This is a genomic window from Bacillus sp. SA1-12 (genome assembly GCF_000981385.1).
GTDB lineage: Bacteria > Bacillota > Bacilli > Bacillales > Bacillaceae > Metabacillus.
The window spans coordinates 18,676-32,413 of the sequence record NZ_LATZ01000121.1; the positions used below are offsets into that span (position 1 = coordinate 18,676).

At 35.5% G+C, this 13,738-nt stretch carries 12 protein-coding genes and 1 pseudogene; 8 read left to right on the plus strand and 5 right to left on the minus strand.

All coding sequences use genetic code 11. The features are described 5' to 3' along the window. The first annotated feature begins 154 nt into the window (after nt 1-154). The 3 genes and pseudogenes from WQ54_RS24020 (at nt 155) to WQ54_RS24030 (ending at nt 2,847) form a co-directional block, all read left to right on the plus strand. The gene (locus tag WQ54_RS24020) at nt 155-961 is read left to right on the plus strand and encodes a cell wall metabolism sensor histidine kinase WalK (RefSeq protein WP_231597636.1); all 807 of its coding nucleotides are present in this window, start codon (nt 155-157) and stop codon (nt 959-961) included. Nucleotides 962-1,407: 446 nt separating this feature from the next. Further along, nucleotides 1,408-2,201: pseudogene (locus WQ54_RS24025) on the plus strand (TSUP family transporter). Between the two features lie 235 nt (nt 2,202-2,436). Then, nucleotides 2,437-2,847, plus strand: coding sequence for a GNAT family N-acetyltransferase (locus WQ54_RS24030; RefSeq protein ID WP_046588112.1), 411 nt, complete (start codon nt 2,437-2,439; stop codon nt 2,845-2,847). Between the two features lie 236 nt (nt 2,848-3,083). On the opposite strand, the gene WQ54_RS24035 is transcribed toward WQ54_RS24030, so the two are convergent. Beyond that, on the minus strand, nt 3,084-4,232 hold the full coding sequence (locus WQ54_RS24035) for an MFS transporter (protein ID WP_046588113.1): 1,149 nt from the start codon (nt 4,230-4,232) through the stop codon (nt 3,084-3,086). Between the two features lie 140 nt (nt 4,233-4,372). Next, nucleotides 4,373-4,675, minus strand: coding sequence for a helix-turn-helix transcriptional regulator (locus WQ54_RS24040; protein WP_046588115.1), 303 nt, complete (start codon nt 4,673-4,675; stop codon nt 4,373-4,375). A 691-nt stretch (nt 4,676-5,366) separates the two neighbouring features. Here WQ54_RS24040 and WQ54_RS24045 point away from each other — a divergent pair. Further along, nucleotides 5,367-7,187: a phosphatase PAP2 family protein gene (locus WQ54_RS24045; RefSeq protein WP_231597637.1), complete on the plus strand. Its 1,821-nt coding sequence runs from the start codon at nt 5,367-5,369 to the stop codon at nt 7,185-7,187. Nucleotides 7,188-7,496: 309 nt separating this feature from the next. On the opposite strand, the gene WQ54_RS33940 is transcribed toward WQ54_RS24045, so the two are convergent. Continuing rightward, nucleotides 7,497-7,568 carry a DegQ family regulator gene (locus tag WQ54_RS33940; RefSeq protein WP_156178126.1) on the minus strand — a complete coding sequence of 24 codons (72 nt, stop codon included), beginning with the start codon at nt 7,566-7,568 and terminating at the stop codon, nt 7,497-7,499. A 205-nt stretch (nt 7,569-7,773) separates the two neighbouring features. Here WQ54_RS33940 and WQ54_RS24050 point away from each other — a divergent pair, with 205 nt between their 5' ends. Both WQ54_RS24050 and WQ54_RS24055 read left to right on the plus strand, forming a co-directional pair. Beyond that, complete coding sequence (locus tag WQ54_RS24050) at nt 7,774-8,262, plus strand: CBO0543 family protein (RefSeq protein WP_046588116.1); 489 nt, start codon at nt 7,774-7,776, stop codon at nt 8,260-8,262. An 11-nt stretch (nt 8,263-8,273) separates the two neighbouring features. Beyond that, a complete protein-coding gene (locus WQ54_RS24055; RefSeq protein ID WP_046588119.1) occupies nt 8,274-8,762 on the plus strand; it encodes a membrane protein in 489 nt (162 codons plus the stop codon). Between the two features lie 441 nt (nt 8,763-9,203). Here the strand turns inward: WQ54_RS24055 and WQ54_RS24060 are convergent, their stop codons facing one another. Beyond that, nucleotides 9,204-10,091 (minus strand): AraC family transcriptional regulator, encoded by an 888-nt coding sequence (locus WQ54_RS24060; protein ID WP_046588121.1) that lies wholly within the window; start codon nt 10,089-10,091, stop codon nt 9,204-9,206. A gap of 358 nt (nt 10,092-10,449) precedes the next feature. Between WQ54_RS24060 and WQ54_RS24065 the strand changes: the two genes are divergently transcribed. Continuing rightward, a complete protein-coding gene (locus tag WQ54_RS24065; RefSeq protein ID WP_046588123.1) occupies nt 10,450-10,998 on the plus strand; it encodes an NAD(P)H-dependent oxidoreductase in 549 nt (182 codons plus the stop codon). A gap of 38 nt (nt 10,999-11,036) precedes the next feature. After that, a complete protein-coding gene (locus WQ54_RS24070) occupies nt 11,037-11,891 on the plus strand; it encodes an oxidoreductase (protein WP_046588125.1) in 855 nt (284 codons plus the stop codon). 703 nt (nt 11,892-12,594) lie between these two features. On the opposite strand, the gene WQ54_RS24075 is transcribed toward WQ54_RS24070, so the two are convergent. Beyond that, complete coding sequence (locus tag WQ54_RS24075; RefSeq protein ID WP_156178118.1) at nt 12,595-12,777, minus strand: aspartyl-phosphate phosphatase Spo0E family protein; 183 nt, start codon at nt 12,775-12,777, stop codon at nt 12,595-12,597. Nucleotides 12,778-13,738 lie beyond the last annotated feature (961 nt).

A 13,738-nucleotide genomic window follows, 5' to 3' on the forward strand; every position in this document is an offset into this window, starting at 1 on the left:
TGAGAGCTTGTTTTTCATATTATCCTATTTTCGTGAATTGATATTTCTCGTTTTTTATGTTTTTACCACTGGGATATACTTGTTGCTCTTGTATCAATTTGAGCGGAAACGATACCTTACTTTTCATCTAAATAAAATGACTGAGGACGTTCAGATGTTAGTAAAAGTAGAACGAACTACTGGTGATATTTCAGTTCAACCCGAATTCCAAGTACTTGCTGAAGAGATTCAAAAGATCATTGCATCATCGGAAGAAGCAATCAATGAAGTCAAGAAGGCAGAACAATTAAAAAATGAGCTTGTAACTAGTGTGGCGCACGACCTCAGGTCACCACTTACGTCTATTATTGGTTATCTAGATCTTATTAACGATGACCGCTATTGTAACGAGGTGGAGCTTAGACATTATTTTCAAGTGATTCATGACAAGGCATCCAGCTTGCATACTTTAATCAATGATATTTTTGAATATACCTATATGCAAAATCAGCAAGTAAAACTTCGAAAGGAATCCATTAATATTGAAGAAATGCTTAATCAGTTGGCCGTTCAATCAAGAATGCAGTTAGAAGAAGCTGGGATGGAGTATCGCTTATATTCTTCTGCGACAGATCCAATTGTTGTGGGAGAAGGTGGAAAGCTTGCACGAGTATTCGAGAATCTAATACAAAATGCTATTCGCTATGGTAGTGAAGGCAAATATATTGATATTATGCTAAGAGACACAGAAAAAACGGTTGAAATTGAAATCGCCAACTACGGCCAAGCCATCCCACGATTGGATCTTCCCCATATCTTTGAACGATTTTACCGGGTTGAAAAATCACGATCACAATTTACTGGAGGCTCAGGGTTAGGACTGGCAATCGCAAAAAGCATCATCGATCTTCATGATGGTCACATTGAGGTGATGAGTACACCGGGAAGAACTGCTTTCACAATAAAGCTATTCAAAAGGTAATAGTTGTGTAGAGTAAAAAACTTTAACAACAGTTTATACAATTAATAATAAAGTATAAATAATATGTGAAGAAGACATAGTATAGAAAAATAATATATATTTTCACTAAAGAGTGTAGGATTATACTTAAAGAAACATGTGTTTTTGTTCAATAAGGTTTTCAACACTCTTCAACGGAGCAGGTTCAAGAAAATCAATTTTATTAAAGATAAGTATTTCTTATAGAGATAGATAAATATATTTAATTTTTTTTATAATAAAGGTTCAAGTACAATTAAATTAAAATTATATTAGGTGGATTGTGGTATTTCTAGTAAAAGCCATTCAGTTTAATGTGAATCGAGGATGATCCAAAGATACCAATGAAATAAGCTTAGTACATTTCGTGCTATTAGATGAGCAACTTAGGTTTAGTTTAAATTCTTATTATTGCAAAGGATGATTTGATGCTTTTTGAATTCGACCCATCTTTATTGATTACTTTGATTGTGCTAGGCTTTGTAGCTTCCTTTATAGATTCCGTTGTAGGGGGAGGAGGTCTGATTGCATTACCTGCATTGTTATTTACAGGGCTTAGTCCGGCTACAGCAGTTGCTACGAATAAATTGGTAGGAACAATGGGGTCCTTGACATGCACACTTATGTTTTATCGTTCTGGAAAACTTGATTTAAAATCAATATATAAATTTTTTCCACTCGTTTTTATTGGCTCAATGCTTGGGGCGTGGACTGTTCATATGATGAACCCTGAAGTTCTTAAGCCGTTGATGTTGATAATGCTCGCTGCTGTTGCAGTTTACACTATTTTTAAGAAAGATTGGGGTAGTATCTCGACCTATAAAAAATTGTCCACTCGAATATTCATTATTTTTATGGTTTTAATCTTTGCTATTGGTTTTTATGATGGATTTCTTGGTCCGGGAACAGGTTCATTTTTAATATTTGTTTTTTTAATGATTGGATTTGATTTTATAAAGGCAGCAGGTAATGCGAAATTTTTAAACTTTGGCAGTAATATTGCTGGTTTGTTGCTGGTTTGTTGATGTTTATGTATTTAGGAGAAGTAAATTATGCTTATGGATTACCAATGGCACTTGCAGGGATTGCTGGAGCGATTTATGGTTCGAAATTTGCCATTAAAAGAGGAAGTGGTTATGTACGTGCATTGTTTATTGCTGTAACATTTTTACTATTAGCAAAAAATATATATGATCTTATCGATTTACACTTCCTTCCCTAAAAGGTTTTTTATTGAGAAGGTTCTAATAATAAACATATAGGATCTTGTTTTCCACTCCAAACTGGGTACTTAACCCCTTTTGGTGTAGCTCGGAAAGTTTATCCGTATTAAGAGCATAGAAATCGGTTTGGTAAACGATTGAGCTTACTTAAGAGGAACAGAAATATACTATTAAATAGGAGACTAATAGGTTCCCTGCATTACTTATTTTATAGAGAAGACAAAGGAGAGGACTATGGTAACCACGATTAGAAAAGTAGATAAGGAAGAAGTTTGGGAATTAAGGCATAAAGTGATGTGGTCCCATAAGGCTTTTGACTACATTAAATTAGAAGATGATCATTTAGCTATTCATTTTGGTCTTTTCAAAGAAGACATCCTAATTTCTGTCATCACACTTTTTATTAATAATGAAGAAGGTCAATTCCGAAAATTTGCTACTGTTCAACATGAACAAAGTAAGGGATATGGAAGTGCTTTGTTAAACTATGTATTAAAGGAAGTAAAGATTTACGGCGTTAAGAGAATTTGGTGTAATGCCAGAATGAATAAGGTGAATTTTTACAAAAAATTTGGTTTGCGAGAAACCAACTCTAGTTTTATAAAAGAGGGTAAATCCTACATAATAATGGAGAAATATTTGTAGTCCATTATCGGGACTACCCTATTACAAGTTTTGGTTTTCCATACTGATCATACCTTTTTAGAGTAAAAGTATCAGTATATCCTTGCAATTGTATTGAACTTTTTTGAACCAAAACAAAAGAAAAAAGGTTGCCTGAGCAACAGCAACCTGTCTAAAACTATCAATTGTATTAACAACCTTAAAGAGAAACCTTTTTATATTGAAGCCTTTTGTTCTTTTACACTAATTTTACCGATTTATTTAGATTTACCACGAGATGCCATTAATGTCATAATAATGGCTATAGCTAATCCGAGTACTCCTACCCAAGTGATGGAACCCAGCGAAACCTTTTCTACAAAAATCCCACCAATTCCTGCTCCTGCAGCCATTGATAATTGCATCATTGACTGATTTAGTCCTAAAAGTACACCTGATGATTCTGGTTTTATTGTCGCTAAGTTGAACTGTTGTGCTGGTGCTGATGCCCAAGCTGCAAAAGACCACAATATTAATATAATTAAAACCCCGACATAACTGTGGGTAATAAATGATAAAAGAATAAGCATGGCAATGTGCAGAAGCATCGAACCTATTAGTGTACGTGACACACCCCATTTGTCTGTACTAAAACCACCGAATTTCGAGCCGAATAAGCTAGCGACACCAAATATAAGCAGAACTCCGCTTAATAATTTTTCACTGATACCCGAAATGTCCAACAGGTAAGGAGATAAATAAGTGTAAGCGATTGAATACCCTCCAAGCCAGAAGAAGGTGATGGATAAACCAATTGCTACTTTTCGATCCTTTAGTAGGGCAAGCTGTTGCATTAATGGAACCGGTTTATATCCTTTAGTAGATGGAATGACTAATGAGATGATGATCATCGCTAAAAATCCAAGTAAAGCAATTCCGCCAAATACCGTTTTCCAGCCGAATGCATCTGTGATAATACGCCCTAGAGGAACACCAATGATTAAAGATGCGGTAAAGCCCATGATTACAGTGGCAATCGCACTACCTTGTTTACCTTCAGGTGCTATTTTTGCCGCGATAGTCAGAGCTGTAACTACGACCATACCAGCCCCTAGTGCCATTACTATTCTTGATAAAACAAATAAGGTGTAACCCGGCAAGACGAATGCAAATATGTTCCCTATTACAAACAAACCTAGAGATACGATCATAAGCTTACGTCTATCCATGCCTGATGTTAGTGCCATCAGAATAGGTGTAAAGATGGCATAGACAAGCGAGAATATGGTTATTAATTGTCCGGCAGCCGCCAAAGTAATTCCTAGTGAATCTGAAATGTTATCCAAAACACCTGAGATAATATACTCCGATGTTCCAACTAAAAAACTTATAAGTGCTAAAATATAAATTTTAAATGTGTTAGACAAAATAATCACTCCTTAGATATAATATATTTACATATCTAGAAAAGACGATATGTTAATGAAATAAATAAACATATCTAGATACGTCGATATGTTTTGTGTAAATAAAGCTGAATCCATTGAAGGATTCAGTTAAATTTACGTTAGATCTCTTGCTCAAGAATGGTTGCAATATTTTTTATGGCTTCCTCATCTCTTTTGTAATACGTATACTTGCCAATACGCTCGGTTTTTATTAACCCGGCACGTAATAGAATATTGAGATAATGAGAAGCTGTTGATTGCGTCATTTTTAATTGCTCTGTTATTTGACTAACGCATACCCCTGTTTTTCTCATATCAATCCCTTCATGGGGTGTAAAATGACGCTCAGGTTCTTTTAGCCAGTGTAAAATTTGCAACCTTGATTCATTAGATAAGGCTTTAAAGATTTCAATAGGCTTCATGTCTTTTATTATATCTAAAAAATTCGATATGTCAATATGTGTTTGATGATAAATCTATATCCTAAATATTAACGTCTGGACCTTTAGTTATCCCTCTCTAGAATAATTTTTTTAAAAGAAAAAATGAGCGAAGAACTTTAAATATAATGTTTCTCATAGGCAAAACAGTCTTCTTTTCAATATTCTTCATTCATTCTTTTAGGTGGAATCATTACTGGCTAACCTTATAATACGAAGAAGCAGGTAAGTTGAAGTTGAACGGCTCCATTAACGTTAATTTTTGGTGCTTTGGTTTCTTTTTTATGGAAATTGAAAATCAAAAACAATACTGTGAAGATTAATAAAGAATGTATTCGAAACATTGGAGAAAGGGAGTACATAATTTTTAATTAAATTCTCATTATTTTAATGGAGAGTGGAATAATTTGAAAAAATCTTTGATCAATAAACGTATTTATATTTTTTTATCGATTTGTCTAATGTTAATTATACTCTCCTTAGTAATATTTCACTTTACTTTATATTTCATAAGATAAGTTTCATCTGTTTAATATGACAAAAATATACTTCTTTATCCAAAACTCTACATTTTTCTACATAATTCAACCTATTTTTACAGAAAATTCATCCTAGCTTTACAATTAGTCATTATAATAACCATGTTAAAACTAAAATATGGGGAGAGAAGCACATGGTTTTGTCTAAAAAAAGGTATAAGCATATGAATAAGAAAAAGAGAAGGTCTAAATTACCAGCTATTTTACTAATATCGATCCTAACTTCCCAAGGTGCTATTTCTGCTTTGGCGGCTGATGGTTCAACTGATTCTGCAATAAAACCAAAAGCAGCATCTTACGGATACTATGTAGACGTCTATAAAAATAATGAGAGTATAAACATGACACCTGAATCAAATCCATCTATTGGTGTGCTCTCAAAGTATTTGGAGCTTTGGACACCTGGAGACTCATGGGATAACGGAACGGTGTTAAATGCTAATGTACATAATCAAAATATAGATACCGTTGTATCAATTACAAATAATCGCACAGCTGAAGAAGAAAAAGAGGCATATTTAAACGATCGCCGTAATCAGAACTATAGCGTAATTACTGGTCTAGGTCCTTATGCAAATAATTTTATGGTAGGTGCCAATGCTGGAACAACCATCCCTAATGAAATTCCGCAAGATGCGACTACAGTAAAGTATGATGACAGAGGAAATAGCAATGGCAACTGGGCAGACACAGACTCTAGTCTTGGAAATATGGTGGGATTAGTAAATGCAATACGTGGGACTGGCGCTTCTACTTCTTCTGCCAAAGCCTACTACAATTATAAGCGCCCGTTCCGATGGAGCGAGGAAGTGAGTATTGTTCCAACTCTTGTACCAGCCAAAAAAGACGATCCTACTAGTGATGGTGGTTTTCCTAGTGGACATACAAATGCTGCGTATCTTGCTGCATATGGTTTAGCCTATGCCGTACCAGAACGGTTTGAAGAATTGTTGACAAGATCTTCTGATCTCGGCCATAGTCGAATTGTAGCTGGTATGCATTCACCGTTAGATGTGATCGGTGGTCGAATAATGTCAACAGCGGTTGCCGCTGCGGCATTGAATGATCCAGCAAACAAAAGCTTGAAGGAAGCTGCCTATAAAGAAGCTCATGAAGTCCTGCTTACACAAGAAGGTACTTCTGTGGATTCGTATAGTGATTATGAAACCAATAAGAAGAAATATACAGAGCACTTGACGTATGGTTTTCAACAAATTGGCGATACAACAAAGCCAATGATGGTACCAAAGGGTGCAGAGGTTCTACTTGAGTCACGTTTCCCATACCTAGATGATACTCAACGTCGATGGATATTATATACAACAGGCCTGCCATCCGGATATCCTGTTCTAGATGATACTGAAGGCTGGGGACGATTAAATCTTTTTGCTGCAGCAGGTGGTTATGAAGCATTTGAGACTGACGTAACTGTAACAATGGATTCATCAGAAGGTGGTTTCCATGCATTGGATCGCTGGCGCAACGATATCTCCGGTACTGGAAAGCTAACAAAAAAAGGGACAGGTACTTTAAAGCTTGAAGGTAACAATTCATACTCCGGCGGTACACAGATTGATCAAGGCATACTTGAAGCTAATTCAAAGACAGCTTTGGGGAGAGGTGATGTTACGAATAACGGGGGCACCCTTAGTGAAGATGTTTCAGGTAAACTGATCATCAGAGAAGATTACACACAATCTGGAAAAGGTACACTTGAACTCAACCTTAGTAGTAAAAAAGATGTTCTTAACATTAAAGGCGAGGCAATGGCTAAAGGGAAATTACGTCTCATTTTTTCGGACAATTATGTACCAGCTGACGGCTCAACTATCATAACCTATAATAAGCGTAATGGAGAATTTTCTTCTATTGAAACCGTAGGATTACCAAGCAAGTACCAACTGAAGGTGTTCTATAAGACTAACAGTATTCAGTTAAAAGTCAATAGAAAATAATATCGAAATATCATCAAAGCAATCCTACCTTAACAAGGGAGAAGTTAATTCGTACAATTCTTCTATTAGTAATTTAAATTAAAACATTTTACCTACATCTCCATTAGAGATAGGGGAATGGCATAAGTAAATTAGCAAAGGATCTTCGATTGAAGATCCTTTTTTCATGCCAATAATGTTTTCATTATGTAATTTGAATTTGTATAAAGTATTTAAGTGACAAGAAATCTTGTAGTAAAGGGTTTCGTTCCTTTAATAAGGAATAGTGGATATAAACGGAGATTTTTTTTGGTTTTAGTTGTAGTCCATTTAGGATACATTTAAAAATGTATATTTGTCATATTTATCTATACTTTTATTTATTAAATGAGGTGATTCTATTGTTTCTTTATTTCTTCTTCAAGCATAACTAACATTTGGCCATTTCTTCAATTTTACGAAGATCTATCATTCTTTCACCTCCTTATAACCTAGTTTACTTTATGGACATAGATATATATGCTTCAAAAATGGAGGATAAAACTTATTGGAATAGGAAATTTTAAAGGTATTAAATATTTCCTTTGAATGAAAGGATGGTACCTTTATGGAGAAAAAATTATTAAATCTACTTAATGTACTGTGTATAGTATCCTTACCTTTTTTATTTAGAGGCTCAAAGGTGAGGGAAAATTTACTTGTTTTTTTCTCGAAAGGAGTTCTTGCAACTCTTATTGATGCTTATGTTATTCAAACCCAAAGAATTTCTTATCCAGTTCGCCCTTTTCCAAAAATCTTTAAAACAAATATTCTTTATACTGTATTATTCTTTCCGATTTTAAGTGTCATCTGGGTTAGAATATCGTATAACGATAATATAGGTAAGATACTTTTAAAGAGCTTAATATTTAGTGTTCCATTTAGTTTAGGTCAATGGTATTTAGAGGAAAATTCCAGATTATTCAAATGGAAAAAATGGTCACCACTACATACTTTTGGGAGTTGTAGTTTTACCTTGTTTACAATTAGAGGTTTAGTCGGTTTATTAAAGAAATTAGATAAATTAAACCAAAAACAAAATATAACCGATTATTAAAGGTTGATATTATGGTTAAAAAAACAGTTAAGTTCGAAGCCATCCTATGGAGCATTGCTTTACCTGGTTTTGGGCAAATTCTAAATGGGCACCTGTTAAAAGGAATAATCTTTATTATTTTAGAATTCACTATTAATGTAATGAGCTCATTTAATCAAGCCATTATGTATAGCTTCTTAGGAAAAATAACAGAGGCTTATGGAACGGTGAATTATCAATGGCTAATGTTTTATCCTTGTGTATATATGTATGCAATGTATGATGCTTATAAATTTGCAGAAGGGGAAAATCCTCGATTCTCGTTTCTTCCATTTGCTTTTGGAGCTTATTTTGTCACAGTAGGTCTTATGTACTCACCAAATGTAATTTTCGGTATATTATTTGGTCCTATTTGGCTTCCAATGCTTTCTCTAATTCCAGGGTTAGGAATTGGATTTATTATTCGTTTTCTTTTAATAAAATTTACATCTAGACCCCATTATAGTAGGAGAACTTCCTAAAAGGATATAAGAATCAGATAATTTTTTAGACTATTATTCAATCAGAAAAATTTCAAAAAAAATATTAACACACAAAAACGGAATGGATTTCAGGCTCAAAATATTAGATAGTTACAAATTTGTTTCACATACATATTGGTTTTCAGCAGCTCCAGATTAAATAAATACATTCATGATCCATTTTCTGCTTTACCTGATAGACTGGTTGGTGGATTTTTTGATTCTTTTGACATAGCATCAGCTAAGATTAGCAATGTGCATAGTAACTTAAACATCCCTTCCTATTTAGAAAGGGGTGTCGGCTTATAAGGTTAACTTTGGCCATCCGTACTTTGTAGAGTTGAAAGTATCTGAGGAGGTGAGGATGCAATCTCTTCTCTCACCACACACCAGTCCTAGTCTTGCTCTATTCTAAATCTCTTCTCCATCCACAGTTTAATTTTACGTTTGCAAATGACGCCCTCTTACCATGGATGGAGGCATGCCAAATCTTTTTTTAAAGACCCTTGAGAAATGAGTCACATTTTCAAATCCTGTTGAGTAGCAAACATCTGTAACCGACAATGCCGAATTTGCAAGTAATTCCATGGCACGATCTAATCTACGATTTCGAATCCAATGAAGGGGCGAAGTGTTGTAGATTGATTGAAAATCACGTTTAAAGGATGACAAACTCCGCCCTGACAAATAGGCAAGATCGTTTAAAGATACTGGATTGAACAAATTTTCTTCAATGATCTCAGTAATATGCCTTTTTTCTTTGCGTTTTATTTGCAAAAACTGAAACAATAACTTGTCATCTGCGTCTGCGAGATCAAACAGCAACTCTAACAATTTAATTTTAATTAAACCAGGATTAATTCGGTCTGGTTCTTTAATCATCAATTTTAACGATTCTATAAAGTGAATGAGCCTTTCATTAACTGACAAGACCGATATTGGGACCATGACCGAGGGATAAGCAGGCATTACATTCGCCATTTTGATAAAATCGTTTAGTATTTCATCTTTCAAGAAAAACATCATGTAATCAAGACGGCTTTCCGATCCGTCCTCGCCAGATTTCTCATATTCAATGACAATAGATTTTTGCAATAAAACCATTTCATCTTTCCGGACAGTATGTATTTGGTTCCCAAAACGAACGGTGTATGTACCATTGAGCACGAATAAAAGCAGGTGGTCTTCTAGAAATAATGAACCTGATTTACTTTCCAAATAAACGCAGGACTCAAAGACCGTTAACCCATTCAACTTTAACGCTATTTGATGAACATCATTGGTTAAACCCTGTGGTACTTTCATTATCTTTTCGGAACGTACAATCATTTATACCCCTCCTCGCTATTCCATAACATAATATTAAGCCAGTCCGTACAACTTTGCTAGTGCGATTCAAAATAACTACCTTAAGAGCAGCAAGCTGGCATGGGACATCAAACGGCGCCTAATACTATTCTATGGGGGTGAAATGTTGAGTTAAATATTATGGCAAATCATCCAACCAATCGCCTTGTTACTCTAAAAAACCTTTTTGTTTCCCCAGGTTTCAATTCGGCAGGTTGCTGGACATCGAACTTGAGCTAAATAGACAAATGGTTTGAACTGCACAGATAAGCACCATCGCTTAAAGTACGATAAAGTTAACTTGTCAGCAGGTATGAGATCGACGAAGGGAGGGAAATTGATGAAGACATTGGTAATTGTCGCTCATCCTAACTTGGACAAATCTCGCGTGAATAAGACTTGGTTGGAGGAAGTTAAGAAGTATCCGGAAAAGATCACCGTTCATGATCTATACGCTTCCTATCCGGATTGGCGGATTGATGTTCAAAGAGAACAAGAACTTGCCATGCAGCATGAACGGATCATTTTTCAATTTCCGTTCTATTGGTATAGTTCACCTCCGCTTCTCAAGAAGTGGTTGGATGAAGTACTGACTTATGGCTGGGGCTACACGTCAAAAGGAGGGAAACTGCGGGGGAAGGAGCTGGGTCTGGCTATTTCTATCGGTGGTTCAGAAATGGATTATCAGCCTGGAGGAGGCGATCTCTATACGATTCATGAACTCCTTAGCCCCTTCCATGCTACGAGCAATTTAATCGAAACCGATTTGTTGATACCTTTTACCATCTTTGATACGGATGATAAAAGCGAGGGAGAATTAGTTGAGAGCTCTCGGCTATATGCAGAATATCTCCTCGCTGATAAGATTCCTAGGTTTCCAAGTAGATAACATATAACAAAAAAATAACAAAAAGGATGGGATATTAGATGACAAAGCAAAAAGTTTGGTTTATTACTGGTGCAGCAAGGGGCATTGGTTTGGAAATACTGAAGGCCGTGTTGGAAACCGGAGATAACGTTGTTGCAACAGTCCGTAGCTCAGCGGAGTCTTTAGCTGATAAATTAGGAAATCCGGAGAATCTTCAAGTTGTTCTTCTGGATATCACCGATGAACAACAGGCAATTGCAGCTGCGAATCAAGCCGTACAGAAATTCGGCCAAATTGATGTTCTTGTCAATAATGCAGGATACGGGCTGCTGAGTGCCGTTGAAGAAGCTACTGCTGATGAGGTTAGGAAAAATTTCGAAACCAACGTCTTTGGTTTGTTGAATGTGACCCGGGCAGTCCTGCCTCATATGCGTAAAAAACGTTCCGGACATATCATAAATATCTCGTCCGTTGGAGGATTGAGCGGTTATATCGGCTGGGGCGTATACGGTTCAACCAAGTTCGCTGTTGAAGGATTAACAGAGACACTTGCATTGGAATTGGCTCCGCTTGGAATTCATGCGACCGTAGTAGCCCCGGGCTTCTTCCGTACGGAATTTCTGGATGCTGCGTCACTAACGCGCTCAGGTCACATCATTCCGGATTATGACCAAACGGTAGGAGAGATGAGAAAATTCGCTATCCAGGCAAATAAGAAACAACCAGGCGATCCTGTCAAGTTGGCCAAGGCAATCGTGAAGGTTGCCAACGCGGAGAAGCCGCCGGTTCACTTGCCACTTGGCATGGATTCTCTGCAAAGATACCGGGAAAAGACGGCTAATTTTGAAAAGGATATTGAAGCTTGGTATGACGTGATTACGGGTACAAATCACGATGATGTAAATGTTCAATAAAAATGGCTGAAATGAAATCTTATTAAGACTTGATGGGCTCATCTTTGGATAATTAAGCCCAACTCTGACGGAGATACAAGTAATATATCAGAATAAAACCTCCCATTTCATGTAATGCTTAAGTTAACAGAACAAAATGGGAGGTTATCATAAAATTGGACTGGTAAAAAATACAACTTTTTCACAGTTATTCGTATACACCCATTTCACTGTTATATTTTTTGGTGTAATTTCCAACTTCGAGTCTTCGCCTTTTTAACTTCGGACTTCTACTTCTTCGTCGGGACTCATACACCAATTTCTGTAAGTGATTGGTCAGTGGGCTATAAGTCTTTTTTCTCAAAGGGGCCGTTTTATCCTTTTCAGTAATGTTTACCCAACAATACAATTCCCCGTCTAACTATCTACAGTTAAAGAACGGAAATGATAAAATATTTAGGTGACCTCGATTTAAACAAGTAAAATTTTATTGTACCAAGAATTTTCAATCAATTTTGGTTCAGTGAACCAAAATTGATTGATGCACCAAGAAGGGGAGGAGGGTGATATTTTGTATTCTTCGTGTCATATAATAGTAAGGAGCTAGCCATAAACTATCTTACAGAACATAATAAAGAAATAATTTGCTTTATATAATTACAAGCTAGCTCCTTGTAATTAAGAATCCAAGAAAAGTACGAATATTTATCGACAACAAACAACCTCAAAAGGGTCCAGTTTTCTCTTTTTGGTTTTGATATTCTTTTTGATAAACCTTAATAAGTTGATCTAATTTTTGACTACAACTAATAGTGTCAGGGCTATTTAATCCGTTTTTTTCAACACTTTGGATTAGTTCTTTTCTTAAATCATTGATCCTTCCTTCTAATTCATCCTTGTTATACATAGCGTACATAATCTCCCAATCATTTTATCTTTAATTATTTAAAGCGATAAATTATTTTAGATACACCAAGAGATATTATGCGGAATTTCCAACTGAATTTAAAGAGAAATAACAAAATTACTATTAAATCAGGATGGTAGTACTACCTACAATTAAGTTCATAGTCATGTAAATTTCTTTCCGGAAATCAGGAATCAAGGACTAGCAGTACGATACATTTAAGCTTTTGGGATTGATTCGTAAAGGCTAAAATGAAGGGTAGTAAAGATCGAACCAATTAGCTGCAGGGTAAAGCATTGTTTTAAAAGTATTTTTTGGTCTTATGATGATAAATCTTTTCTACTAGTTAAGTCGAATGAATAGGGTTACGATGTTTATAAAAAAGATGCGACGTTTTGATGCATTTAAAGAATTCTAAGTGAGTTTAATCAAACTTTTTTATAAAACGGAATCTTCATTCAAAAAGATAAGAATCCATTTTGATCAAACTTTTTTCAAAATGGATTCTTTTTTTGTGCCGTAGAATATGGGTTTGCCAAACGCTCTTCTTATACGACTCATTAAAGAACTGCCTTCTAGGAAATGAACATCTCCGTTTATAACAATGACTTACTATTAGATGTGTATCGACCTCTCTTGGGTAGCTTCATATCAAGCAGTTTTACTAGCAATTTGCGGGCAATCATTTGGAGGATTTTAGAAATCACATGAACCGAAGATACAAAGGCATCCTGCGCTAAATAGTGCCAACATGGAGCGGACATAAATTTGTTAGAAGGTAAAATACTTGTTTTTGGAGCACCCTGGGGGCTACGGGATGGATTCCTGATATTATTGACTTTAGTTAATTGTACTCTCCCAATTATTCTATGAAACGTTAAATCTACTATAGGGTTACTTCTTCAGAGGCCACTTTCTAATATTACAAGCGTCTATTTATTTTAGGTACACTTACTCCCAT